General features: G+C 70.7%; 24 protein-coding genes. 10 read left to right on the top strand and 14 right to left on the bottom strand.

Translation table 11 applies throughout. The features are described 5' to 3' along the window. Positions 1-362: 362 nt before the first annotated feature. A complete protein-coding gene (locus tag ACIHIX_RS21795; RefSeq protein ID WP_399958607.1) occupies positions 363-1,004 on the bottom strand; it encodes a DNA-3-methyladenine glycosylase in 642 nt (213 codons plus the stop codon). A gap of 165 nt (positions 1,005-1,169) precedes the next feature. Between ACIHIX_RS21795 and ACIHIX_RS21800 the strand changes: the two genes are divergently transcribed. The 3 genes from ACIHIX_RS21800 (at position 1,170) to ACIHIX_RS21810 (ending at position 3,200) form a co-directional block, all read left to right on the top strand. Next, entirely contained in the window at positions 1,170-1,952 is a 783-nt protein-coding gene (locus ACIHIX_RS21800; protein WP_399958610.1) for a sporulation protein, read from the top strand. A gap of 44 nt (positions 1,953-1,996) precedes the next feature. Next, entirely contained in the window at positions 1,997-2,536 is a 540-nt protein-coding gene (locus tag ACIHIX_RS21805) for a YbhB/YbcL family Raf kinase inhibitor-like protein (protein WP_399958613.1), read from the top strand. Positions 2,537-2,693: 157 nt separating this feature from the next. Next, the gene (locus ACIHIX_RS21810) at positions 2,694-3,200 is read left to right on the top strand and encodes an HNH endonuclease (protein ID WP_399958616.1); all 507 of its coding nucleotides are present in this window, start codon (positions 2,694-2,696) and stop codon (positions 3,198-3,200) included. Between the two features lie 71 nt (positions 3,201-3,271). Here ACIHIX_RS21810 and ACIHIX_RS21815 read toward each other — a convergent pair whose 3' ends face one another. From ACIHIX_RS21815 to ACIHIX_RS21825, 3 genes are all read right to left on the bottom strand, one after another. Then, complete coding sequence (locus ACIHIX_RS21815; RefSeq protein WP_399958618.1) at positions 3,272-4,222, bottom strand: SPFH domain-containing protein; 951 nt, start codon at positions 4,220-4,222, stop codon at positions 3,272-3,274. A gap of 132 nt (positions 4,223-4,354) precedes the next feature. Next, positions 4,355-4,789, bottom strand: a complete 435-nt coding sequence (locus tag ACIHIX_RS21820) for an NfeD family protein (RefSeq protein ID WP_399958621.1) — start codon at positions 4,787-4,789, stop codon at positions 4,355-4,357. A gap of 49 nt (positions 4,790-4,838) precedes the next feature. Next, the gene (locus ACIHIX_RS21825; protein WP_399958623.1) at positions 4,839-5,636 is read right to left on the bottom strand and encodes an ABC transporter ATP-binding protein; all 798 of its coding nucleotides are present in this window, start codon (positions 5,634-5,636) and stop codon (positions 4,839-4,841) included. Between the two features lie 142 nt (positions 5,637-5,778). Here ACIHIX_RS21825 and ACIHIX_RS21830 point away from each other — a divergent pair, with 142 nt between their 5' ends. Then, positions 5,779-6,567, top strand: coding sequence for a hypothetical protein (locus ACIHIX_RS21830; protein ID WP_399958626.1), 789 nt, complete (start codon positions 5,779-5,781; stop codon positions 6,565-6,567). Between the two features lie 107 nt (positions 6,568-6,674). On the opposite strand, the gene ACIHIX_RS21835 is transcribed toward ACIHIX_RS21830, so the two are convergent. The 4 genes from ACIHIX_RS21835 to ACIHIX_RS21850 all read right to left on the bottom strand — a co-directional run bounded on the left by ACIHIX_RS21835 (position 6,675) and on the right by ACIHIX_RS21850 (position 9,315). Continuing rightward, positions 6,675-6,914, bottom strand: coding sequence for a chaplin family protein (locus tag ACIHIX_RS21835; RefSeq protein WP_399958628.1), 240 nt, complete (start codon positions 6,912-6,914; stop codon positions 6,675-6,677). Positions 6,915-7,101: 187 nt separating this feature from the next. After that, complete coding sequence (chpE, locus tag ACIHIX_RS21840; protein ID WP_059197195.1) at positions 7,102-7,344, bottom strand: chaplin ChpE; 243 nt, start codon at positions 7,342-7,344, stop codon at positions 7,102-7,104. 158 nt (positions 7,345-7,502) lie between these two features. Beyond that, the gene (locus tag ACIHIX_RS21845) at positions 7,503-8,144 is read right to left on the bottom strand and encodes a response regulator (protein WP_399958630.1); all 642 of its coding nucleotides are present in this window, start codon (positions 8,142-8,144) and stop codon (positions 7,503-7,505) included. Further along, on the bottom strand, positions 8,137-9,315 hold the full coding sequence (locus ACIHIX_RS21850; protein ID WP_399958631.1) for a GAF domain-containing sensor histidine kinase: 1,179 nt from the start codon (positions 9,313-9,315) through the stop codon (positions 8,137-8,139). The genes ACIHIX_RS21845 and ACIHIX_RS21850 overlap by 8 nt, the downstream gene beginning before the upstream one ends. A gap of 210 nt (positions 9,316-9,525) precedes the next feature. Between ACIHIX_RS21850 and ACIHIX_RS21855 the strand changes: the two genes are divergently transcribed. From ACIHIX_RS21855 to ACIHIX_RS21865, 3 genes are all read left to right on the top strand, one after another. Further along, positions 9,526-10,224, top strand: a complete 699-nt coding sequence (locus ACIHIX_RS21855; protein WP_399958633.1) for an SDR family NAD(P)-dependent oxidoreductase — start codon at positions 9,526-9,528, stop codon at positions 10,222-10,224. Continuing rightward, positions 10,221-11,315 (top strand): S-adenosylmethionine:tRNA ribosyltransferase-isomerase, encoded by a 1,095-nt coding sequence (locus ACIHIX_RS21860; RefSeq protein WP_399958635.1) that lies wholly within the window; start codon positions 10,221-10,223, stop codon positions 11,313-11,315. Before ACIHIX_RS21855 ends, ACIHIX_RS21860 begins: the two co-directional genes overlap by 4 nt. 279 nt (positions 11,316-11,594) lie before the next feature. After that, positions 11,595-12,347 carry a transglycosylase SLT domain-containing protein gene (locus tag ACIHIX_RS21865; protein WP_399958637.1) on the top strand — a complete coding sequence of 251 codons (753 nt, stop codon included), beginning with the start codon at positions 11,595-11,597 and terminating at the stop codon, positions 12,345-12,347. A gap of 107 nt (positions 12,348-12,454) precedes the next feature. Here ACIHIX_RS21865 and ACIHIX_RS21870 read toward each other — a convergent pair whose 3' ends face one another. After that, the gene (locus ACIHIX_RS21870; protein ID WP_399959415.1) at positions 12,455-14,977 is read right to left on the bottom strand and encodes an FHA domain-containing protein; all 2,523 of its coding nucleotides are present in this window, start codon (positions 14,975-14,977) and stop codon (positions 12,455-12,457) included. Between the two features lie 237 nt (positions 14,978-15,214). Between ACIHIX_RS21870 and ACIHIX_RS21875 the strand changes: the two genes are divergently transcribed. Continuing rightward, positions 15,215-18,127 carry a streptophobe family protein gene (locus ACIHIX_RS21875; RefSeq protein ID WP_399958639.1) on the top strand — a complete coding sequence of 971 codons (2,913 nt, stop codon included), beginning with the start codon at positions 15,215-15,217 and terminating at the stop codon, positions 18,125-18,127. 118 nt (positions 18,128-18,245) lie between these two features. Continuing rightward, positions 18,246-19,457 carry a phosphoserine phosphatase SerB gene (serB, locus tag ACIHIX_RS21880; RefSeq protein ID WP_399958640.1) on the top strand — a complete coding sequence of 404 codons (1,212 nt, stop codon included), beginning with the start codon at positions 18,246-18,248 and terminating at the stop codon, positions 19,455-19,457. Between the two features lie 95 nt (positions 19,458-19,552). Here serB and ACIHIX_RS21885 read toward each other — a convergent pair whose 3' ends face one another. The 4 genes from ACIHIX_RS21885 to ACIHIX_RS21900 all read right to left on the bottom strand — a co-directional run bounded on the left by ACIHIX_RS21885 (position 19,553) and on the right by ACIHIX_RS21900 (position 22,131). After that, complete coding sequence (locus ACIHIX_RS21885; protein ID WP_399958641.1) at positions 19,553-20,071, bottom strand: SixA phosphatase family protein; 519 nt, start codon at positions 20,069-20,071, stop codon at positions 19,553-19,555. Positions 20,072-20,193: 122 nt separating this feature from the next. Then, complete coding sequence (locus ACIHIX_RS21890) at positions 20,194-20,400, bottom strand: hypothetical protein (protein WP_399958642.1); 207 nt, start codon at positions 20,398-20,400, stop codon at positions 20,194-20,196. A 180-nt stretch (positions 20,401-20,580) separates the two neighbouring features. After that, positions 20,581-20,697, bottom strand: coding sequence for an SGM_5486 family transporter-associated protein (locus ACIHIX_RS21895; protein ID WP_097262240.1), 117 nt, complete (start codon positions 20,695-20,697; stop codon positions 20,581-20,583). Between the two features lie 48 nt (positions 20,698-20,745). Further along, entirely contained in the window at positions 20,746-22,131 is a 1,386-nt protein-coding gene (locus ACIHIX_RS21900; protein ID WP_399958644.1) for a CynX/NimT family MFS transporter, read from the bottom strand. A gap of 70 nt (positions 22,132-22,201) precedes the next feature. On the opposite strand from ACIHIX_RS21900, the gene ACIHIX_RS21905 reads away from it, so the two are divergent. Continuing rightward, a complete protein-coding gene (locus ACIHIX_RS21905) occupies positions 22,202-22,891 on the top strand; it encodes a FadR/GntR family transcriptional regulator (RefSeq protein ID WP_399958646.1) in 690 nt (229 codons plus the stop codon). 3 nt (positions 22,892-22,894) lie between these two features. On the opposite strand, the gene ACIHIX_RS21910 is transcribed toward ACIHIX_RS21905, so the two are convergent. Next, on the bottom strand, positions 22,895-23,230 hold the full coding sequence (locus ACIHIX_RS21910) for a hypothetical protein (RefSeq protein WP_399958648.1): 336 nt from the start codon (positions 23,228-23,230) through the stop codon (positions 22,895-22,897). Positions 23,231-23,272 lie beyond the last annotated feature (42 nt).

Here is a 23,272-nt window from a genome sequence, read left to right on the forward strand (position 1 = left end):
AAGGAACGGACGCTTCCTTTGTACTCACCCGAGAGACTCTCTCAGGCTTTCCTCCGGGCTTTTCCCTTCGGTCTTGCGTTTCCGACTCTATCAGATCCTTTCGGCGTCCGATTCCCTGTCGGCGGGATTTGCCGAAGGCTTCTGGCTTTCGCCTGTCGGCCTTTCGACATTCACTACGTTAGCCGATCCTCTCGCTAACTCATAATCGAGTTCCGAGAGTTCGAATTCGAGCATGCGAGCACGCCGAATTCACCCTCGCTCAGAGGATGTCGTAGGTAGTGGTTTGGCCACTTCCGGCTGCAGGCGATCGCCGTACCCGGTTCAAGCGGCTCGGGCTACATTACGCACCGCGCAACGGCGCGTCAACTTGAACGACGCCTCGGCGTATGAGCCCGATAAGGGCTCACCGTGGGGTCGTTGGCGACCCAGAAGCGCCACGGGTGGACGCCACCCTCGCCCGAGACTCCGGTGCGTGGACCGTTGCGTACCTGGTCGGAGGGGACCGGGGTACCGGACAGGACCCTCAGGGGTGTCTCGGCGGAGGTGCACGCGTCCGTGCCGTCGAGCGACCGGTCCACGCCGAGGGCCGTGGCCAGACGGGCGGGCCCTTTGGCCAGTTCCTTGTCATTTCGGGCCGAGAGTCGACGTTTACGCGCGAGCTCAGCCCCCTCGATGACCTCGCCGGCGCGGAGCAGGACCGCGCTCGCCCGGCCGTCCGGGCCGCACACGAGGTTCATGCAGAACCACATGCCGTAAGTGAAGTAGACGTATACATGCCCGGGCGGACCGAACATCACTCCGTTGCGGGCCGTGCGGCCGCGATAGGCGTGGGAGCCGGGGTCGCTCTGGCCGTCGTACGCCTCGACCTCCGTGAGGCGGAGGGCGATCGGACCGTCGGGGGTGGTGCGTACCAGGATGCGGCCCAGGAGGTCGGGGGCGACCTCCAGTACGGGGCGGTCGAAGAACTCCCGGGGCAGGGGCGTACGGTCGGGGGTCGCGATCATGCCGTCCGAGGGTAGTGCAGACGGGTGGCCGCGACGGGGTGGTCAGGGGGCGTTCGCCTTGCAAGGGTGAGGGCGCGGAACCGGCCACGGCCGGATGGCGTTTGTATGGATCAAGGGTCCACGCGTTACCCGCACATACAGCAGGACGACGTAAGAGGGAGAGTCATGGCGTTCAAGAAGCTGCTCGCGAGCCTGGGTGCCGGCGGTGCTTCGGTCGAGACGGTGCTGACCGAGGTCAACGTCGTGCCGGGTGGTGTCGTCCAGGGCGAGGTGCGGATCCAGGGCGGGTCCGTCAACCAGGAGATCGAGGGGCTGTCGGTCGGGCTCCAGGCCAAGGTCGAGGTCGAGAGCGGTGACGAGGAGTACAAGCAGAACATCGAGTTCACCAAGGTGCGGCTCGGTGGTGCCTTCGAGCTCCAGGCCGGTGCGGTGCACGCGGTGCCGTTCGGGCTGGAGATCCCCTGGGAGACGCCGATCACGATGATCGACGGTCAGGCGCTGCGTGGGATGAACATCGGGGTGACCACCGAGCTGGCCATCGCGCGCGCCGTGGACTCCGGTGACCTGGACCCGATCAACGTGCACCCGCTGCCGGCGCAGAAGGCCCTCCTGGACGCCTTCATCCAGCTGGGCTTCCGCTTCAAGAACGCGGACATGGAGCGCGGGCACATCCGGGGCACGCGGCAGAAGCTGCCCTTCTACCAGGAGATCGAGTTCTTCCCGCCGCAGCAGTACCGGGGACTGAACCAGGTCGAGCTGAGCTTCGTGGCCGATCAGAGCGCCATGGACGTCGTCCTGGAGATGGACAAGAAGCCGGGGCTGTTCAGCGAGGGCAGTGACACCTTCCGTTCCTTCCAGGTGGGGCTCAACGACTACCAGGGCACCGACTGGGCGGCTTACCTCAACCAGTGGCTGTCCGAGGTCGGCAGCAAGCGCAACTGGTTCTAGGCTCGGGATTGCTGATTTCCGGCAATCGATCAGGAGGTACCGAGGTGACCGAGCTCAAGCGGCGGCCTCTCCCCCATGACTTCCACCCGCCCGTCCCGTCGTTCACGGTGACGAGCGAGGACATCGAGGAAGGGGCGACGCTCAAGGACGCTCAGGTCTACGCGGCCGGTAACACCTCACCGCAGCTGCGGTGGGAGGGCTTCCCGGACGGGACCAAGAGCTTCGCCGTGACCTGCTACGACCCCGACGCCCCTACGGGCAGCGGTTTCTGGCACTGGGTCGTGTTCGACATCCCCGCCTCGGTGACCGAGCTGCCGGTGGGTGCGGGCAGCGGGAAGTTCGAGGGGCTGCCGGAGGGCGCCGTACAGGCGCGCAACGACTACGGCAGCAAGGACTTCGGTGGTGCCGCGCCGCCGCCCGGCGACGGGCCGCACCGGTACGTCTTCACGGTGTACGCCGTGGACCAGGAGAAGCTCGGTCCGGACGCCGACGCCTCGCCCGCCGTCGTGGGCTTCAATCTGCGGTTCCACGCGATCGCCCGCGCCCAGCTGATCGGTGAGTACGAGAACCCCGAACAGAGCTGAACGATCCGAGCGTTCATGGAACGTTTGCCCGCCCCTGGTCTTGGAAGTGATCAGGGGCGGGCACTTTTTATTTCGTTGTCCATCTCGGCGTGCCCGGCCAGAGTTGATCCCAGCCCGCCATGGAGGTGGGCGGGTGAGCGCAGGAGGTGGGCTGGTCATGCGGGACACGCTGGTATTGAACGCGAGCTTCGAGCCGCTTTCGACGGTGACGTTGAACCGAGCCGTCGTTCTGGTGCTGCAGGACAAGGCCGTCGTCGAGCAGTCCCACCCCGAACTGCGTATGCGCGGAGCCGCGGTCGACATACCGGCGCCCCGGGTGATCCGGCTGTGCAGGTACGTGAGGGTGCCGTTCCGAAGACAAGCTCCGTGGTCGAGGCGGGGTGTGCTGGTCAGGGACCGGCACCGGTGCGCGTACTGCGGGCGCAGGGCGACGACGGTGGACCACGTGGTGCCGCGGGCGCAGGGTGGCCAGGACTCGTGGCTGAACACGGTGGCCTCGTGCGCGGAGGACAATCACCGTAAGGCCGACCGGACTCCGGAGCAGGCGGGGATGCCGTTGCTCAGGCAGCCGTTCGAGCCGACGCCGGCCGATGCGATGCTGCTGTCGCTCGGGGCCGATGACTTTCAGGCGCTGCCGGACTGGTTGGCCGTGGCCGCCGCGTAACGCCGCCGCCCACCAAGACTTCGGGGCTCGCCTTCCGCGTGAAGACGAGCCCCGTCGTCGTTTCCCCGGTCTCAATCGATCGGCGGCTTTTCCCTGCGTTCCGCTCCGCCGTTGCCCTGGTTGCCGCCGCCTCCTGAACCGCCGCCCAGGGGACCGAAGTTGCCCATCGCGCCGGACAGGCCCTTGAGGGCGTCGCCGATTTCGCTGGGGACGATCCAGAGCTTGTTTGCGTCGCCCTCGGCGATCTTGGGGAGCATCTGGAGGTACTGGTAGCTCAGCAGCTTCTGGTCGGGGTCGCCCGCGTGGATCGCCTCGAAGACCGTACGAACGGCCTGGGCCTCGCCCTCCGCGCGCAGGGCCGCGGCCTTGGCCTCACCCTCGGCGCGCAGGATCTGGGACTGCTTCTCGCCCTCGGCGGTGAGGATGGCCGCCTGGCGCGTGCCTTCCGCCGTGAGGATCGCGGCGCGCTTGTCGCGGTCGGCGCGCATCTGCTTCTCCATCGAGTCCTGGATGGAGGTGGGTGGCTCAATTGCCTTGAGCTCCACGCGGTTTACGCGGATGCCCCACTTGCCCGTCGCCTCGTCGAGGACGCCGCGCAGGGCCGCGTTGATCTCCTCGCGGGAGGTCAGGGTCCGCTCCAGGTCCATGCCACCGATGATGTTGCGGAGGGTGGTGACCGTCAGCTGCTCGATCGCCTGGATGTAGCTGGCGACCTCGTAGGTCGCGGCCCGCGCGTCCGTCACCTGGTAGTAGATGACCGTGTCGATGTTCACGACCAGGTTGTCCTGGGTGATCACCGGCTGGGGCGGGAACGGGACGACCTGTTCACGCAGGTCGATGCGGTTGCGGATGGTGTCTATGAACGGGACGACGATGTTGAGGCCCGCGTTGAGTGTCCGCGTGTAACGGCCGAAGCGCTCGACGATGGCGGCGCTGGCCTGTGGGATGACTTGGATGGTCTTGATCAGGGCGATGAAGACCAACACCACCAGGATGATCAAGACGATGATGACCGGTTCCATCGTCGCTTCCCCGTACCCTTCTTCGCCTCGGCGCTTTCGGAAGATCTTATGGTTGTTGAAGATCTTGCTGGTCGAGTCTGACAGACCGTCGAGCAACTCGTGGGCTGTTCGGTTCAGTTGAGTCGTACGAGGTCAGATGACGATCGCGGTCGCTCCCTCGATCTCCACGACGTCCACTTCCTGTCCTACTTCGTAGGCGCGGTCGACGTCGAGGGCGCGGGCCGACCAGACCTCTCCGGCCAGCTTGATCCGGCCGCCGCCGGTGCCGTCGACGCGTTCCAGTACGACGGCCTGTTTTCCCTTCAACGCCTCGACCCCGGAGACGAGTTGGGGCCGTTGTGTGCTGTGCCGGGCCGCGATGGGCCGTACGACGGCGATGAGGGCGACCGAGACGATGACGAAGGCGAGCACCTGCACGACGACGCCGAAGCCCAGACCCGCGAGGATCGCGCCGGCGACGGCGCCCACCGCGAGCATGCCGAACTCCGGCATCGCCGTGACCACGAGGGGGATTCCGAGCGCGGCGGCGCCGACGAGCCACCACACCCATGCGTCGATGTCGTTCACATGGTCATGGTAGGACCGCGGGTCCTGCGCGGACAGGGCGCGAGGCGCGTCAGGCCATCGGCAGGCCCTGCGCCGTCCAGCGCTCGCCGACCTGCTCGACGACGAGCGGGAGGCCGAAGCAGAGCGAGAGGTTGCGGGAGGTGAGTTCGAGTTCCAGCGGGCCCGCGGCCAGGACCTTGCCCTGACGGATCATCAGGACGTGGGTGAAGCCGGGGGCGATCTCCTCGACGTGGTGGGTGACCATCAGCATCGAGGGGGCGATCGGGTCGCGGGCGAGCCGGCCGAGTCGGCGTACGAGGTCCTCGCGACCGCCGAGGTCGAGACCGGCGGCGGGCTCGTCGAGGAGGAGGAGCTCGGGGTCGGTCATCAGCGCGCGGGCGATGAGGGTGCGCTTGCGCTCGCCCTCGGAGAGGGTGCCGAACTTCCGGTCCAGGTAGTCGCTCATGCCGAGGCGGTCGAGGAAGGCGCGGGCGCGCTGCTCGTCGATCTCGTCGTACTCCTCCTGCCAGCCGGCCGTCATTCCGTAGGCGGCGGTCAGCACGGTCTGCAGGACGGTCTGGCGCTTGGGGAGCTTGTCGGCCATGGCGATGCCGGCCACGCCGATGCGGGGGCGCAGTTCGAAGACGTCGGTGCCGGGCCTGCCGAGGGTCTCGCCGAGGATGGTGGCGGTGCCCTGGCTGGGGTAGAGGTAGCTGGACGCGACGTTCAGGAGGGTGGTCTTGCCGGCGCCGTTGGGGCCGAGGATGACCCAGCGCTCGCCCTCCTTGACCGACCAGGAGACCTGGTCCACCAGAGCCCGGCCCTCACGGACCACGGATACGTCCTGAAGCTCCAGAACATCGCTCATGAGCGCGTTGTCTCCCCTTGCAGTGTGACCGGTCTCGGCGTCTCGGCTGTCGCGTGCGCGCATTTTCGGGCGCAGCCTTCAAGGAAATCTACGCCACCGGTCGGGCGGCCCATTCCATCGGTCCGGTCCTTAGGGTGGAGGCATGCTCACGGAATCACGCTCTGGACGCCTCGCCGCTTGGGGAAACGCCCTTTTGGCCGGACTTGTGTCGCCTGACGACGCGGTGCTCGCCGCTGTCGGGGACGACGCGGTCCATCGGGTGGAGGGCCTGCCGGGTGAGTCGGGCCCGGTCGGGCTGACACTCGCGCTGGGGCGGTTGCGCGCGCTCGGGGTGACCGGGCTGCGGGTAGCTCTGCCGGCGCCGGGTCATCCGCTGGGGCTGAGCGGGCCGCCGGAGTTCAACGCGCGGGCGTTGGAGGCCGAGGAGGCGGTGATCTGTCACGGGGCCGCGCTCGGGTTGGTGCCGGAGGTGTACGAGGCCGGGCCCGAGGGTGATGTGCATGTCGAGGTCGTCTGGCATGTGCTGCCCGTACGGGAGGCGCCGCCCGCCGATGTGCCCTCCCTCGGCGAGGCCGAACGGGAGCTGGCGGAGGCCCTTCGGGAGGCGACGGAGGTGTTGACGCGGCTGGATGTGGCCGGGTCGGGGCCGGTGGCGGAGGCGGCGATCGACGCGTATCGGGCGCGGGCCGAGCGGGGGCGGGAGGTGTTGGCGCCGGGGTATCCGCCGCGGGCGGTGCGGGTGCTGGAGTTGGCGCAGCGGGTGGGGTTGTTGATCTCCGTGGCGTACGCGAACGGGCACGGGGGCGCGGTGACGGCCGGTGAGATGGGGGCGCGGGCGGAGGCGCTTCGGCCGGTGGAACGCACCGCCCGGCGTGCGCAGGTCGCGGCGTACAACGCGTATGTGGAGGAGCGGGAGCGCGGAGTGCGGTAGGCGGGGGGCCACCCCCCACAGATCCGCAGCCAAGAGACCGGGCCACACAGACCAGGGGCCCCTCAAGTCGCCCTTGACTTGAGAGGCCCACAGGCTCGGACCCGACGTCAGTCGTTCACGCCGTTGTTGCCGAACGCGGGGTTCAGGCCGGCGATGCCGTTGACCGTGTTGCCGACGACGTTGACGGGGACGTGGACGGGGACCTGGACCAGGTTGCCCGAGCCGACGCCCGGCGACTTCACGGCCGCGCCGTCGGCACCCGCGTCGGCGACAGCGGCACCGGCGGCGGCACCCGTGGCGATACCGGCGACGGTGAGGGCCACGGCAGCCTTCTTGGCGATGTTCATGAGAAGCGTTCCTCCTGCGTTTGCGTATCCGACCCGGCCGCGGGTCGTGCCTGGTCAACGCGGAGGTGAGCGCGAACGGTACGGGAGCCCGACGGCAACTGCCCGTTCGGGTCATTGGCCCTACAAACGGACCGGCCTCCCGGGAGCGCCCGGGAGGCCGGAGGTCACTGTCGCTCCTGGGTGGAGGTCAGTGGTTCACGCCGAGGTTGCCGAACGCGGGGTTGAGGATGCCCACGACGTTCACGCTGTTGCCGACCGCGTTGACCGGGATGTGGATCGGGGCCTGGACGAGGTTGCCCGAGGCGACGCCCGGCGAGCCCACGGCCTTGCCGTCGGCGTGCGCGTCGGTGGCGGAGGCCATCCCGGCACCGGCGGCGATCAGTCCGCCGGCCACCATCGTCACGGCCGCTGCCTTCTTCAGGTTCTTCACTTCTGAGCCCTCCCTAGCGATCGCCGCGGCAGTCGCCGCAGCACGCACTGGAGAACGGTGGAGATCCACGGAGGATGCGCCGTCCGGGTGACATTCCCACGACGGTATGAATCTCACTCCGGAGCGGAACCCTCCGTATTGCCGTCCACTCGATGGATTTAACCGGCCACTCCGTGACGTACCGCCCACAGAGCGGCCTGGGTGCGGTCCGCCAGGTCGAGTTTCATCAGGATGTTCGAGACATGGGTCTTGACCGTCTTCTCGGAGAGGACGAGGGCGCGGGCGATCTCGCGGTTGGAGCGGCCGTCGGCGATCAGGCCGAGCACCTCGCGCTCCCGTTCCGTGAGCGAGCCCGCTCTGCCCTGCCCGGAGTTGGCCTCCTCCTGCGAGAGCAGGGCGCCCGCGACCTCGGGCTGGAGGAGGATGTGGCCGGCGTGGACGGAGCGGATGGCGCCGGCGAGGGCGTCGGGGTCGACGTCCTTGTAGACGTATCCGGCGGCTCCGGCGCGCAGGGCCGGGATCACGGTGCGCTGCTCGGTGAAGCTGGTGACGATGAGCACGCGCGCGGGGTTGTTCAGTTCGCGGAGCTTGCGCAGGGCCTCGACGCCGTCCATGCCCGGCATCTTGACGTCCATGAGGACGACGTCCGGTTTGAGTTCCTCGGCGCGGGCGACGCCCTCGGCGCCGTCCGAGGCCTCACCCACGACCTCTATGTCGTCCTGTACTTCGAGGAAGGTGCGCAGTCCGCGGCGGACCACCTGGTGGTCGTCGACGAGCAGCACCTTGATTGCGTCAGCCACCAGGGACCTCCATATCGATCGTGGTGCCCTTGCCGGGCGCCGATTCCACGGTCAGCGCGCCGCCGACCCCGCTCGCCCGGTCCCGCATGGAGACGAGGCCGAGGTGGCGTCCCGCGCGGCGGGTGGTCTTCGGGTCGAAGCCGCTGCCGTCGTCGGTGACCCTCAGGAGGGCTCCGCTGCCGCGGCGGGCCAGGGTCACGTCGACGTGGTCGGCTCCGGAGTGCCGCAGGGCGTTGTGCAGGGCCTCCTGGGCGACGCGCAGGAGGGCCTCCTCCTGGGCGGCGGGCAGGGCGCGCACTCCGCAGCTGTCGAAGGTCACGCGCGCGGTGTGGGCGCGGTCGAGGACCTGGATCTGGGTGCGGAGGGTGGCGACGAGGCCGTCCTCGTCGAGGGCGGCGGGGCGCAGTTCGACGACGGCGGCGCGCAGTTCGTCGGCGGCCTCGGCCGCGAGTACGGCGACCTGCTGCAGCTCGCCCTTGGCGCGGGAGGGGTCGCGGTCGACCAGCGCGGCGGCGGCCTGGGCGGTCAGGCGCAGGGAGAACAGCTTCTGGGCGACCGCGTCGTGCAGTTCGTGCGCGAGCCGGGAGCGTTCCTCGGCGATGGTCAGTTCGCGGCTGCGCTCGTACAGGCGGGCGTTGGTGAGGGCGATCGCGGCGTGCTGGGCGAGGATGGAGAGCAGTTCCTCGTCCTCGGCGGTGAAGCCGCAGCTGCCGTCCGGTTTCGGGCACGCGTCCTGTGGGGGGTTTCCCCCCGCAGGACGCAGCTTGTTGGCGAGGAAGAGAGCACCGATGACCTCGTCGCCGTCGCGGATCGGCAGGCCCAGGAAGTCGGACATGTCGGGGTGGGCGGACGGCCAGCCCTCGAAGCGGGGGTCCTTGCGTACGTCGGCGAGGCGCTCGACCTGGGCCTCCTGGAGCATCGCGGCGAGGATGCCGTGCTGCCTGGGGAGCGGACCGATGGCCTTCCACTGCTGGTCGCTGACGCCGTCGACGACGAACTGGGCGAAGCCTCCGTGGTCGTCGGGGACACCGAGGGCGGCGTACTGCGCGTCGAGCAGTTCGCGGGCCGAGGCGACGATCGTCTTGAGGACGTCGCGCACCTCCAGATGCCTGCTCATGGCCAGCAGCGCGGCGCTCACCGCGGCCAGACCGGACCTGGGGCCTTGACTCATGCCCTCACGGTACCGGCGGGGTGTGACAGTCCGTATCCGCCCTGTGGCGGCGGCCGCCTAGGGCGCTGGGCCTAGGGCGAAGGGCCCGGACCGGGGGCTTAGGGCGAAGGGCCCCGCCCGGTCGCGACCCGCGTCCGACGCGGGCGGGGCCGCCTTGTTCCTACGTTGAGGGCGTCGAAGGCACTTGAAGTGACGACGAGGGGATGTGTCATGCCGGTAGCGATCATCACGGGGGCTTCCAGGGGGCTGGGGCGGGCGCTCGCGGAGGCGCTGGCCGCGCGCGGCTGGGATCTGGTGCTCGACGCCAGGAACGCCGAGACCCTGCACAAGACGGCGGCGGGAGTCGCGGCGCACGGCACGCGCGTGACGGCGTTGCCCGGGGACGTCACGGATGCCGGGCATCGGGCGGGGCTGGTGGCCGCGGCGCGTGAGCTGGGCGGCCTCGATCTGCTGGTGAACAACGCCGGGGTGTTGGGTGCCGAACCGCTGGTGCCGCTAGGCGATCACTCGCTGGGCGGCTTCCGCGCGGCCCTGGAGACCAACGTGGTGGCGCCGCTGGGGCTGCTCCAGGAGGCGCTGCCCGAGCTGCGGGCGGCGCCCTCGGGTGCGGTGGTGAACGTGAGCTCGGACGCGGGCGCTGAGGCGTACCGGACCTGGGGGGCTTACGGGGCGACGAAGGCGGCCCTGGACCAGTTGTCGGCGGTGCTGGCCGTCGAGGAGCCGGGGCTGCGGGTCTGGTGGGTCGATCCGGGTGGCATGCGCACCGACATGCTGGCCGCCGCCGAGCCCGACGAGGACCTGTCGGGGACACCCACGCCCACGGACATCACCCCCGCCTTCGTACACCTGCTCGACCGGCGTCCGGCGAGCGGTCGGTACACGGCCGCCGCGTTGCTGGAGGCGCGGTGACGCTGACGCTGCGCGTCCCGGAGGAGTTGTCGGCCCGGGTGCCGGCCGAGCAGCGCGGCCCCGGCCTGGACCGGGACGCCGTACGACTGCTCGTGTCGCGCGGTACTGAGGTGTCGCATCACGCGTTCACGGAGCTGGCGTGTCTGCTGCGGGCCGGGGATCTTCTGCTCGTGAACACGTCGCCGACGCTGGCGGCGGCCGTGGACGGCCGGATCGGGCACGCGCGCGTGGTGGTGCACTTCTCCACGCGCGGGGACGACGGCCGGTGGGCGGTCGAACTGCGGGACCCCGACGGGCACGGCACGACACGCGCGCGTGCGGGTGGGCCCGCGGGTACGGGGGTGCGGTTGCCCGGGGGTGTGCGACTGACCCTGGAGGAGCCGCTGAGCGGGCGGAGCGAGCGACTGTGGTGGGCGCGAGCCCACCCGGGGGCAGGTGTGCCCGGGCTGCTGCGGGAGTTCGGGCGGCCGATCCGTTACTCCTACACGGAGCGGGACCAGCCGCTGTCCGCGTATCAGACGGTGTTCGCCTTGCCGCAGCCCGGTGGGGTCGGGAGTGCGGAGATGCCGAGCGCGGCGCGGCCCTTCACCGCGCGGCTGGTGGCGGAGCTGGTGAGCCGAGGTGTGCAGTTCGCACCGATCACGCTGCACACCGGGGTGGCGTCGGCGGAGGTGCAGGAGCCGCCGTATCCGGAGCGGTTCGCGGTGCCGGAGGCGTCGGCGCGGCTGATCAACGCGGTGAAGGCGGCGCACGGGCGGGTTGTCGCCGTCGGGACCACGGCGGTGCGAGCCGTGGAGTCGGCGGTCGGCGCCGACGGGGTCGTCCGCGCGCGTGAGGGGTGGACGGACCTGGTGGTGACCCCTGAGCGCGGGGTACGGGTCGTGGACGGGCTGCTGACCGGGCTGCACGAGCCGGAGGCCTCGCATCTGCTGATGCTGCGGGCGGTGGCCGGAGGGGCCGCCGTCGATCGGGGTTACGAGGAGGCGCTGCGCGGGCTGTACCTGTGGCACGAGTTCGGGGACGTCCATCTCCTCCTTCCCGGCGAAGACCCGACTCCTTACGCAGAGCATTGCTTCAGCAACTGCCGGTGAGACCGCCACGCGTCCCATGTGAGCCCGCACATAGGGCGCACATCACGTACGAAGGTCAATAGGAGATAAACAGGTCCCCAGTGAGCGGGACAGACGTTCCCGTCTGTCCCGTTTTGCCCTTACCCGATCCACTACCCGGGATCGTATGTCACACCTTTGCCTCTCATTTTTGCGGCCGCTAAGAATGGCTGCCGTCGCTCAGCGCCGCGGGTTCCGCCCGCGGCGTTTGTGCCGCAAGGACGCAGAGCGACTCCGCGCTATTCGAAGAGGTCCATCCGCATGTCGCAGAACTCCACCCGTGGCCATGGCCGCGCGCTGACGAAGCGCCACAAGGTCGCGATCGCCGGTGTCGCCACGCTCGGCGCCGCCGCCCTCGCGTTCTCCGCTGTTCCCAGCAACGCGGACACGACCACGAGCGAGGCCGCCACCACGGCCAAGGTGGCCTACAGCTCCGAGCAGCTCAAGGGCCTCCAGTCCGGCGTCAGCGAGCAGCTCGCCGCCACGAGCCTCCAGGCGCAGGCCGCCGAGGCCGCCGCCGCGAAGAAGGCCGCCGTCGAGACGGCCGCGAAGAAGAAGGCGGCCGCCGAGGCCGCGGCCAAGAAGAAGGCCGAGCAGAAGGCCGCCCAGAAGGCCGCGCAGGAGCGCAAGGCGAAGGAGGCCGCGAGCCGCTCCGCCCAGCGCGCCGCGGTCAAGGCCACCACCAAGACCTACGCCAACAACCTCGACGGCTGGATCAAGCACGCCCTCGACATCATGGACGACAAGGGCATCCCGGGTACGTACAACGGTCTGTACCGCAACATCATCCGGGAGTCCTCGGGCAACCCGAACGCGATCAACAACTGGGACGTCAACGCGATCAACGGCACCCCGTCGATCGGTCTGCTGCAGATCATCAAGCCGACGTTCGACGCGTACCACGTCTCCGGCACCGCCTTCAGCCAGTACGACCCGGTCGCCAACATCGTCGCCAGCGCCAACTACGCGGCCGACAAGTACGGCTCGATCGACAACGTGAACAGCGCGTACTGAGGCCGCGCGGACCTCTCGTACACCGCTGCGTCACCGCATCGTTCGAGCACGCCGAAGGGCGGCACCCAACTGACGGGGTGCCGCCCTTCGGCGTCGTACGCGTGCGACTACTTGCGCATGACCTCGGGCTCGTGGCGGCGCAGGAAGCGGGCCACGAGGAAGCCGCAGATCACCCCGAGGACGATCAGGGCGGCCATGTCCAGGCCCCAGGCGCCGACGGAGTGGGCCCACAGCGGGTCGTCGCTGTCGCCCTTGGCGGGCGGGCTGATCTTGTTGAAGTCGAGCGTGGCGCCCGCGGCGGCGACCGCCCAGCGCGACGGCATCAGATACGAGAGCTGGTTGACACCGACCGAGTTGGCCAGCGGGAACAGACAGCCGGTGAAGACGACCTGGACGATCGCGAACATCACCAGCAGCGGCATGGTCTTCTCGGCGGTCTTCACCAGGGCCGAGATGATCAGGCCGAACATCATCGCGGTGAAGCCGAGCGCCATGATCGGCAGGCACAGTTCCAGGAGGATCTGGCCGCCGAAGATCAGGCCCTCGTCCGGGATGGTGCGGCTGGAGAAGCCGATGATGCCGACCAGCAGGCCCTGGAGCATGGTGACCAGGCCGAGCACGAAGACCTTGGACATCAGGTACGCCGAGCGGGACAGGCCGGTGGCGCGCTCGCGCTCGTAGATGACCCGTTCCTTGATCAGCTCACGGACGGAGTTGGCGGCGCCGGCGAAGCAGGCGCCCACCGCGAGGATCAGCAGCACCGTCAGGGCCGTGCCGTTGGCGACGGGCTTTCCGGTGTTCGGGTTGATCTCCGTGTTGACCAGCAGGTCCTTGCCGGAATCGATGAGCAGGCTCACCGAGCCGAGGACGAGCGGCAGGATGATCGACAGGGCCAGGAAGCCCTTGTCGGAGGCGATCACCGAGACATAGCGGCGCACCAGCGTGCCGAACTGCGACATCCAGCCCTGGGGCTTCGGCGGCTTCATCGCCTGCATCGGCGGCATCTGTACGGACTGCGGCGCGATCGCGTCGATGTCCGCGGCGTACATCTGGTAGTGCTGGGAGCCCTTCCAGCGTCCCGCCCAGTCGTAGTCGCGGTAGTTCTCGAAGGCGGAGAAGACGTCGGCCCAGGTGTCGTAGCCGAAGAAGTTCAGCGCCTCCTCGGGCGGGCCGAAGTAGGCGACCGAACCGCCGGGGGCCATCACCAGGAGCTTGTCGCAGATCGCCAGCTCGGCCACCGAGTGGGTGACGACGAGGACCGTGCGGCCGTCGTCGGCGAGGCCGCGCAGCAGCTGCATGACGTCGCGGTCCATGCCCGGGTCGAGGCCCGAGGTGGGCTCGTCCAGGAAGATCAGCGACGGCTTGGTGAGGAGCTCCAGGGCCACCGAGACACGCTTGCGCTGGCCGCCGGAGAGGGAGGTGACCTTCTTCTCCTTGTGGATGTCCAGCTTCAGCTCGCGCAGCACCTCGTCGATCCGGGCCTCGCGCTCGGCGCCGGTGGTGTCGGCGGGGAAGCGGAGCTTGGCCGCGTACTTGAGGGCCTTCTTGACGGTCAGCTCCTTGTGCAGGATGTCGTCCTGCGGGACCAGACCGATGCGCTGACGCAGTTCGGCGAACTGCTTGTAGAGGTTCCGGTTGTCGTAGAGGACGTCGCCCTGGTTGGCGGGGCGGTAGCCCGTCAGCGCCTTGAGCAGCGTCGACTTGCCGGAACCGGACGGTCCGATGACCGCGATCAGCGACTTCTCCGGGACGCCGAAGGAGACGTCCTTGAGGATCTGCTTGCCGCCGTCGACCGTGACGGTCAGATGGCGGGCCGAGAAGGAGACCTCACCGGTGTCGACGAACTCCTCAAGGCGGTCGCCGACGATCCGGAACGTCGAGTGACCGACACCGACGATGTCGGCCGGTCCCAGCAGCTGCGAGCCGCCCTTGGTGATCGGCTGGCCGTTGACGTACGTGCCGTTGTGCGAGCCGAGGTCGCGGATCTCCATACGGCCGTCGGGCGTCGAGCGGAACTCGGCGTGCAGACGGGAGACCTGGAGGTCGGAGACGACCAGCTCGTTCTCCAGGGCACGACCGATGCGCATCACGCGGCCGATCGAGAACTGGTGGAACGTGGTCGGGCTGCGGTCGCCGTAGACCGGCGGCGCCCCCGCGCCGACGCCGGGGCCGCCCTGCTGCGGCGGGATGTTCGCGGCCGGCTGCTGCGGCTGCTGCCAGCCGGCCTGCGGTGCCTGCTGCGCGGGTGCCTGCTGTGGCGGCGTCTGCTGTGCCCAGCCCGGGTTGGCGCCCTGTGCCGCGTACGGCTGCTGCTGGGGTTGCGGTGTGACGGCCGCCGCGGCGCCGGAGACGCTCACGCGCGGTCCGTCGGTCGCGTTGCCCAGGTTCACCGCCGCGCCGGGACCGATCTCCAGCTGGTGGATCCGCTGGCCCTGCACGAAGGTGCCGTTGGTCGAGCCGTGGTCCTCGATGACCCAACTGCGGCCGCTCCAGCTGATCGTGGCGTGCCGCCAGGACACCCTGGCGTCGTCGAGCACGATGTCACCCTGCGGATCGCGTCCGAGGGTGTAGGACCTGGACGGGTCGAGCGTCCAGGTACGTCCGTTCAATTCCAGTACGAGTTCCGGCACTCCATGCCCCATGAGTAGTCCCCCGAGTTACCCCCAACACAGGGAGTCTAGGGATGTCGAACATCGTCGGGAACTATTTCAGGCTCGGCCCCCTGACCGAAAGTCGGGCCTTGTGAAGACCACGTACGTACGCATCGACCGGTTCCGTTGACGGGGTTGAAACCGACCCGGAGAGTGGTAATCCACGCGAGGGGGACAAGCGCGGCGATCGCCGCGCCGCGGATCGGGGGGTCTGCCATGAGTGTGTCCACGAACGCCGAGACCACGAAGTACGGCGCGAAGCTGCCGTGGGGCGACATCCTGCTGACCGCGATCGTCGCCGTGAGCTGGGCGTTGATCGGTATGGCGGGCGTCGCGGCGCTCGGGCTGCATCTGCTGGGCGCGGACGCGACGGCCTCGCTGGGGCCGATGACCGCGGCGGTGGTGGCCCTTGGGGCGGGTGGTTCGGTGACCCCGTCCGGGGACGTGTCCGCGTTCGGGCTCACCGGCGCGGAGGCGGCGACAGCCATAGAGATCACGCCACTGGGCGTGAGCCTCGTCGGTGCGCTCCTTTTGTCCTGGTTCTTCCTACGGTCCCTGCGGGCGGCGGGAGTTGTGATCGCCCCGGCCGAACTCCTCGCTCGCGCGGGCACGGTGGTCGCCCTCTTCGTCGCCACGCTGGGCGGGCTGGCCTGGGCGGGGCACGATGTCATCACGATCGACGGCAGCGCGCTGGGGCTCGACAAACTGCCCGGGGGCGGGGGCGGCGGCGGCCTGAACATCCCCGGGCTCGGTGACGTCGGAGACATCGGCGGACTGCTGCCGGACCAGCTCGGCGACCTGGTCGACGCGAAGGCGGCGGTCGGCTTCACGGTGGACACGGTGCCGACGCTGCTGGGCGGGCTGGGCTGGTCCGCGGGCATCCTTCTCATCGCCCTGCTGGCATCCCGCCGTACGCCCCTCCCCCGCGGCCTGGAGGCCGTGCACCGGGTGGTCCGCCCGGCGGTGTCGGCCCTGGTCACCGTGCTGCTGGTCGCGGTCGTGGCGGGGCTCGCGGCGGGGGCGTACGCGGCGATCGGTGACGACCACCCGAAGCGGATCGCCGGCGCGGCGCTCCTGGGCGCCCCCAACGGCACCTGGCTCGGTATCCCGATCGGCCTCTTCGTCCCGTGGGACGGCCGCGCGACGGGCCCCCTGGCCCACTTCCTTCCCGCCCCCCTGGACGACCTGCTCAGCTCCGAACGCGACGAGTCCGTCTCCCTCTCCCGCCTCGCCGAACTCGACGGCCGGGTATGGCTGTTGGCCGTCGCGGCGGCCGTGATGATGCTGCTGGCCGGGGTCCTGACGGCGGTGCGGACGCCGGTGGGTGTGGTGACCAAGGGGGCGGGGGGTGCTGTCGCGACGGGGTCCGGGTCGTGGTCGGGGGCGGGAGCCCCGGAGACGTCGCGATGGCCGGACGCCGGTGCGGGTGCGGGTACGGGTGCCGGGGTCGGTGCCGGGGGTGTCGGTTTCGTACGAGGAGCAGGGCCCGGTGGGGCGGCGGCTGCGAGTGCCTCATTCGTACGGGATCCAGGCATCCTCGGCTTCGCCGGGCGTTGTGCGCTGCGGCTGGGGCTGGCCACGGCGTTGGCGCTGCCGCTGCTCGCCTGGCTGACAGAGGTGTCCGTGAACGCCTCGCTGTCGGTGCTGGGCTTCGACGCGTTCGGCGCCGGTATCGAACTCCACGGCCACCTGGGCATGGCCCTCCTCCTCGGCGCGCTGTGGGGTGCGGGGGCGGGCGCCGCCGGTGCGTTGCTGGCCCGGGCGACGGGGGCGGCGGGACAGCGGGCGGCTGCGCTGGCACTGGGTGACGCGGGCCCGGCCGGAGGGCCTGCGGTGACGGGTGGACGGGTGGGAGGTTCGGGGGTTCCGGGTGGTGGGCCAGGGCCTTACGCGGGGATGTCCGGGGCTGCTGCGCCCTATCCGGGGCAGCCTGGGGCCGGGCAGTATCCGGGGCGGTCCGGAGCTGCGCCTCATCCGGGCGGGGCGGGGACAGGGGCGTATGGGGGCGGGGCGGGGGCAGGGCCTTACGCGGGTGGGGCAGGGGCGAGGCCCTATGCGGGTGGGGCAGGACCCTATGGGGGTGGTGGCACGGGATCGGGGTCGGGGTCGGTCTCAGGGGTGAGTGGGGCAGGGGCTTCGAGTGCGGGTGCCGGAGATCGCGGCGACGGCGACGGCACGTCATGGCCCGATGCGGGCGGGGCCGGCCGGTACGCGGGCGGGCACGGGGCTGACCCGTACGCCGGTGGCGCCGTCGGCGATCCGTACGCCGGGGACGGCGTGGCTGGGCGCCATGCCGGGGACGCCGGTGCCGGGCACTATGCCCGTGGCGCCGGGACTTCGCCCTATGCGGGTCAAGGTGGGTCTTCGCGGGCCGGGCAGGGTGGGCCTTCGGCCTCCGGGGCGGGACATGGCGGGGCCTCTGGTGCGGGGCCGAGCGGGTCGCCGGCCTCTGGCGCGGGGCCGGGTGGCGGTTCCGGTGCTGGGTCGGGTGGAGACTCCGGGGAGGCTGGGCCGTATGTGCCGGGGGCGCCGTATCGGCCGCCGAATCCTGCGACCAATCCGTATCTGCGTGTGCCGGAGGAGTTGCGCGAGCCGGAGGACGCGCGGCCGGATGACGGGCCGGGGGCCGGGGTCTCGGACGCTCCTCCTGGAGGCGCGCGGCCGGCGTACGGCCCCTCGGCCGGGTGGGGCCGCGGCCGATCGCCCGAAGAGGCCTCGCGGGGGCAGTCGCCGTCCTCCGTGGAAGAGTCCTGGCGGCCGGGCCAGGAGGCTCAGCCGACCGAGGGGGCCTGGTGGCCGGGGGCGGGCGCCGTCCCCGAGCGCGGGCAGGTGCCGCGGTACGGCAGGCCGGGCGGCCGTGACGGTGAGCCGCCCGATGAGCTGCCCGGTGGGCCGCCGCCTCCCGCTGATGAGGGCCCGCCCGCCGACTCCCCCGACGAGCCGCCGCCGACCGGCGACGACATGTACGGCGCGCCCACCATGGTCCGCCCCGTCGAGCCGCCGCCTCGCGGGTCACGTGGGGCGCACCCCGGTGGCCGGAAGGCGTCCGGCCCGGACGAGGGGCCGCCGCCTCCACCTCCGCCGCCCCCGCCGCCACCCCCGCCCGGCAGGCCCAAGGGGCGGAGGTGAACGGAGGCGGTACGCCGCGCTTAAGATCCACTCCATCGGCCCGACACGCAGTGTTCCCTGTCCGCCAGGCGGACCTCAGGGGCGCAAGGCACTGCGTGCCGGATACGGTGGGTACACCATGAGCGCTTCGCAGACCTCCGACGTACCCACTCTTCTCGTCAAGATCTTCGGCAAGGACACGCCGGGCATCACGGCCGGTCTCTTCGACACCCTCGCCGCCTACTCCGTCGACGTCGTCGACATCGAGCAGGTCGTCACCCGTGGCCGGATGGTGCTGTGCGCGCTCGTGACCGAGCCGCCGCGCGGGCTCGAGGGTGAACTGCGGTCGACCGTCCACAGCTGGGCGGAGTCGGTGAAGATGCAGGCGGAGATCATCTCCGGCCTCGGTGACAACCGGCCCCGCGGCCTCGGCCGTTCCCTGGTCACGGTGCTCGGACATCCGCTCACCGCGGAGGCGACCTCCGCGATCGCCGCCCGGATCACCAAGGCCGGCGGCAACATCGACCGTATCTTCCGGCTCGCCAAGTACCCCGTGACGGCTGTGGAGTTCGCGGTGTCCGGGGTCGAGACCGAGCCGCTGCGCACCGCTCTGGTGACCGATGCCTCGGCACTCGGCATCGACGTCGCCGTCGTCGCGGCCGGGCTGCACCGGCGTGCTCAGCGTCTCGTCGTCATGGACGTGGACTCCACACTCATCCAGGACGAGGTCATCGAGCTCTTCGCGGCACACGCCGGCTGCGAGGACAAGGTCGCCGAGGTGACGGCGGCCGCGATGCGCGGGGAGCTGGACTTCGAGCAGTCGCTGCACGCGCGTGTGGCCCTGCTGGAGGGGCTGGACGCGTCCGTGGTCGAGAAGGTGCGCAGCGAGGTGCGCCTGACGCCCGGCGCGCGCACGCTGATCCGCACCCTCAAGCGCCTCGGCTACCAAGTGGGCGTCGTCTCCGGCGGGTTCACCCAGGTCACCGACGATCTGAAGGAGCGGCTGGGGCTGGACTTCGCCCAGGCCAACACCCTGGAGATCGTCGACGGCAGGCTGACCGGGCGGGTCACCGGCGAGATCGTGGACCGGGCCGGCAAGGCGCGGCTGCTGCGGCGGTTCGCCGCAGAGGCGGGGGTACCGCTGTCGCAGACCGTGGCGATCGGTGACGGTGCCAATGACCTGGACATGCTGAACGCGGCCGGTCTCGGCGTCGCCTTCAACGCCAAGCCGGTGGTGCGGGAGGCCGCGCACACCGCGGTGAACGTGCCGTTCCTGGACACCGTCCTGTATCTGCTGGGCGTGACCCGCGAAGAGGTCGAGGCGGCGGACACGCACGACGAGCTGCTCTGAGCGAGCGCGTCGGAAGAACCCGACGGGGCCCGGCACCGTGAGGGTGCCGGGCCCCTGCCGTCAGGCCGGTCGGCCCCGTGAGGCCTCGGTGGGGATCATTCGGTGGGTGCCCAGTAGTCGAGGAGGGTGGTCACACCCGGCTCCAGGCTCTTCCAGGCGCCGGTGAAGGACAGGACCGCGAAGGCGGCGGCCGGGAAGCCGCGGCGGCTCATCCGCTCGCGGGCGTCGCCCTCGGCCGAGCCCGTCAGGATCTCGGCGAGACCCTGCACACCGGGGTTGTGCCCGACGAGGATGACGTTCTGCGCGTCGTCCGGGGTCTCGTTGAGCACGGCGATGAGCTCGCCGGGAGAGGCTTCGTAGACCCGCTCCTCGTAGACGGTTTTCGGCCGGTGCGCGAGTTCGTGGACGGCGAGCTTCCACGTCTCGCGGGTCCGGATCGCGGTGGAGCACAGGGCCAGATCGAGGGTGATGTCGGTGTCGGCCAGCTTCCGCCCCGCCACGGCCGCGTCCATGCGGCCCCGGTCGGCGAGCGGTCGCTCATGGTCGGACACCTGTGGCCAGTCGGCTTTCGCATGCCGGAAAAGGACAATCCTGCGGGGTTCTGCGACGCTCATGGAACCCAGCTTCGCATGAAACAGGCCACGCGGCGCAGGGAGTTGACATGCGGCTTCAGGGCTGCGTACCGATCACCGCGGGCCGGTCCGGCCGGTCCCGGAAATCAGTGCCACCGGGCTGCTCAGCGGCCCGCCAGCTGCTGGATGCGCTCGACGAGGTGCGTGATCGCCGGGTCGCCCGCGGCGGCCTGCGCGTCGGAGGGGTTGAGTATCAGCGCGAGCAGGGTGATGAAGGCGAGTGTCGGCAGGGCGAGGGCCCACCAGGGCAGCCGGATGTCGGCGCGCCCCCGGGTCGCCGGGTGGGGCGGGGTGTGCGTTGGGGCCGACATGGGTGCCTCCGCGTCTCTCCGAGTGGACCGGTGGTCCGCTCGCTCGCGGCCACATCTCGAAGGTACGGATTCGGCGGCCCCCAACCCATCCGGTGATCCACCCAGTTGACCCTGAGACCCACCCCCTAGGGGACCGGGGGATAACCCCACCCTCGCCCGTGCGGCGAAGGGCTCACCGGCTCACGGCGAGGCGATCGTGGCGATGACGGCGATGATCACGAAGATGGCGAGGAACGAGCCGAAGACGAGCAGCATCTTCTTCTGGCCGTTCTGCGGATTCGGGTCGAGCACTGGCATACGGCAAGTCTCGCACCCCCGTCCGTCACCGGCCCCGTGGGGGTGGGGTCAGCGGGCGGCCTCGTCCTCCACCGTGCGGTTGCGTCCGGCGAGAACGCCGACCACCATCTGCGGGACCATCAGGCCGGTCATGAGGGCGATCGGCAGCCCCCAGCCGCCGCTGTGCTGGTAGAGCACGCCCACGAGGAGCGGCCCGGGGATGGAGATGAGGTAGCCGGTGCTCTGTGCGAAGGCGGACAGCTGGGCCACGCCCGCGCCGGTCCTGGCGCGCATCCCGACCATGGTGAGGGCGAGCGGGAAGGCGCAGTTGGAGACGCCGAGGAGCAGCGCCCACGCCCAGGCCCCGGCGGCCGGCGCGAGGTAGAGGCCCGCGTAGCCCACGAGGCCGCAGAGGCCGAGCACGAGCACGATCGGGCCCTGGTGCGGCAGCCGGGTGGCCACGCGCGGGATGACGAAGGCGAGCGGGACGCCCATCACCATGGTGACGGCCAGCAGCAGTCCCGCGGTGCTCGCGGGCACGCCCGCGTCCCGGAAGATCTGCGGCATCCAGCCCATCGTGATGTAGGCGGCGGTGGCCTGGAGCCCGAAGAAGACGGCGAGCGCCCAGGCGGTGCGGCTGCGGGTGATCCGCGGGGCGGGCTGCTCCCCACGCGCGGACGCCTGCCCGGCGGAGGCCGCGCCCTCGGGCCGACCGCCGCCCTCCTGTCGTACGCCGTCATCCTGTCGTGCGCCGTCCCGCTGCCGTACGAACGCGAGCCACGGCAGTACGGCGACGGCGGCCGGCACGGCCCACACCGCGAGACCGGTCTGCCAGCTGCCGCCCAGCAGGTCGGTGGCCGGCACGGTGGCCGCGGCGGCCACCGACGTGCCGAGGGCGAGGGCCATCGAGTACAGGCCGGTCATGGAGCCGACCCGGTCGGGGAACCAGCGCTTGACGATGACCGGCATCAGGACGTTGCTGACGGCGATGCCCATGAGCGCGAGGGCGCTGGCGGCCAGGAACCCGGCGGTGCCGCCCACGTACGGCCGGATCAGCAGGCCCGCGGTGATGGCTGCCATGCCCGCGCACACCACCGCGCCCGAGCCGAAGCGGCGGGCGAGGCGCGGGGCCATGACGCCGAAGACGGCGAAGCAGAGCGGAGGCACGGAGGTGAGGAGCCCGGCGACGCTGCCGCTCATGCCGAGTCCGTCGCGGACCTCCTCCAGGAGGGCGCCGAGGCTGGTGATGGCGGGGCGGAGGTTGACGGCGGCCAGCACGATGCCGAGCACGAGCAGCCGGGTCGTCCACGCGCGCGTGGGCGGTTTCGGGGACTCGCTCGCCACGGAGCTCGCCACGGAGCTCGCCACGGAGCTCGCCACGGAGTTCGCCGCTGAGCTCCGTATGTGCCGGGACGTGGTCGTACGGGTTTCCTCGCTTGCCATGACACCCATCATAGAATCATGGGATGATTGGTTGTCCATCCCCCGGTCGCCTTCGGGCGCCCGTCCCGTGCGAAGGTGTGCCATGCCTCTGAGCCACCCCCGTCGCTCGGCGCTGTCCGAGCAGGTCATCGCCGCGCTGCGGCAGCAGATCACCTCCGGTGAGTGGCCGGTCGGGGCGCGCATCCCGACGGAACCGGAGCTGGTCGAGCAGCTCGGGGTGGCCCGCAACACGGTCCGGGAGGCCGTCCGCGCGCTCGCGCACAACGGCCTGCTGGACATCCGCCAGGGCTCCGGCACCTACGTCGTGGCGACCAGCGAGCTGGCCGGTGTGATGCACCGCAGGTTCGCCGACGCCGATCCCCGGCACATCGCCGAGCTCCGCTCCACGCTGGAGTCGGCCGCGGCGAAGCTGGCGGCCCAGCGGCGTACCGAGAGGGACCTCAAGCAGCTCGACGCGCTCCTCGTGCGCCGTGAGGAGGCCTGGGAGGCCCGCGACAAGGAAGCCTTCGTCATGGCGGACGCGACGTTCCACCTCGCGGTGGTGTCCGCGTCGCGCAACGACGTGATGACGGCGATGTACGCGGACCTCGGCGAGGTGCTGCGGGACTGGCTGCGCGACGACGTCGGCGAGGAGATGACGCCGGAGACGCATCTGGACCACTCGGGGCTGGTGGACGCGATCCGCGCGGGCGACGCGGAGGCCGCCGCGGCGCAGGCGGCGAGCTATCCCTTCCAGTGCCGGCCGGGGCTGTTCAGCGCTGCCGGCGACTGACCGTCACCGCTTGTGGTGGCTGACCCACACCGAGCGGACTTCCTTCCAGCAGCGGCCGTCGAGCCGTACGGTCTGCGCGGGCCCGGCCTCCACGGGGGCGCCGTCGCTGTCCACGTCCCACCAGCGGTCGCACTCGATGTGCAGCCGGACGTGGTCGACGTCGGGATAGGGGTTGTGGCAGTAGGCGGTCACCCGGGAGCCGATGACCTTGCTGTAGCACGCGGCGCCGAACAGGTCCGGTGCCGTGTCCTCGCGCGCGTGGGGCGACGCTTCGTGCGGCAGGGACAGCAGCAGAACGGCTGCGACGGCCATCGGGGCCAGGCTGCGGGACAGGCGCACAAGGGGACCTCCTCGGCCGTGCTGGGGAGGGAAGCGGTGAAC

Source organism: Streptomyces sp. NPDC051913, assembly GCF_044593635.1.
In the GTDB taxonomy this organism is placed as follows: domain Bacteria; phylum Actinomycetota; class Actinomycetes; order Streptomycetales; family Streptomycetaceae; genus Streptomyces.

Bases quoted from the DNA above. Each gene is read 5' to 3' on its own strand.
- ACIHIX_RS21795 (WP_399958607.1), bottom strand. From the start codon at position 1,004: ATGATCGCGACCCCCGACCGTACGCCCCTGCCCCGGGAGTTCTTCGAC.
- ACIHIX_RS21800 (WP_399958610.1), top strand. From the start codon at position 1,170: ATGGCGTTCAAGAAGCTGCTCGCGAGCCTGGGTGCCGGCGGTGCTTCG.
- ACIHIX_RS21810 (WP_399958616.1), top strand. From the start codon at position 2,694: ATGCGGGACACGCTGGTATTGAACGCGAGCTTCGAGCCGCTTTCGACG.
- ACIHIX_RS21815 (WP_399958618.1), bottom strand. From the start codon at position 4,222: ATGGAACCGGTCATCATCGTCTTGATCATCCTGGTGGTGTTGGTCTTC.
- ACIHIX_RS21825 (WP_399958623.1), bottom strand. From the start codon at position 5,636: ATGAGCGATGTTCTGGAGCTTCAGGACGTATCCGTGGTCCGTGAGGGC.
- ACIHIX_RS21830 (WP_399958626.1), top strand. From the start codon at position 5,779: ATGCTCACGGAATCACGCTCTGGACGCCTCGCCGCTTGGGGAAACGCC.
- ACIHIX_RS21835 (WP_399958628.1), bottom strand. From the start codon at position 6,914: ATGAACATCGCCAAGAAGGCTGCCGTGGCCCTCACCGTCGCCGGTATC.
- ACIHIX_RS21850 (WP_399958631.1), bottom strand. From the start codon at position 9,315: ATGAGTCAAGGCCCCAGGTCCGGTCTGGCCGCGGTGAGCGCCGCGCTG.
- ACIHIX_RS21855 (WP_399958633.1), top strand. From the start codon at position 9,526: ATGCCGGTAGCGATCATCACGGGGGCTTCCAGGGGGCTGGGGCGGGCG.
- ACIHIX_RS21865 (WP_399958637.1), top strand. From the start codon at position 11,595: ATGTCGCAGAACTCCACCCGTGGCCATGGCCGCGCGCTGACGAAGCGC.
- ACIHIX_RS21875 (WP_399958639.1), top strand. From the start codon at position 15,215: ATGAGTGTGTCCACGAACGCCGAGACCACGAAGTACGGCGCGAAGCTG.
- serB (WP_399958640.1), top strand. From the start codon at position 18,246: ATGAGCGCTTCGCAGACCTCCGACGTACCCACTCTTCTCGTCAAGATC.
- ACIHIX_RS21885 (WP_399958641.1), bottom strand. From the start codon at position 20,071: ATGAGCGTCGCAGAACCCCGCAGGATTGTCCTTTTCCGGCATGCGAAA.
- ACIHIX_RS21890 (WP_399958642.1), bottom strand. From the start codon at position 20,400: ATGTCGGCCCCAACGCACACCCCGCCCCACCCGGCGACCCGGGGGCGC.
- ACIHIX_RS21895 (WP_097262240.1), bottom strand. From the start codon at position 20,697: ATGCCAGTGCTCGACCCGAATCCGCAGAACGGCCAGAAGAAGATGCTG.
- ACIHIX_RS21900 (WP_399958644.1), bottom strand. From the start codon at position 22,131: ATGATGGGTGTCATGGCAAGCGAGGAAACCCGTACGACCACGTCCCGG.
- ACIHIX_RS21905 (WP_399958646.1), top strand. From the start codon at position 22,202: ATGCCTCTGAGCCACCCCCGTCGCTCGGCGCTGTCCGAGCAGGTCATC.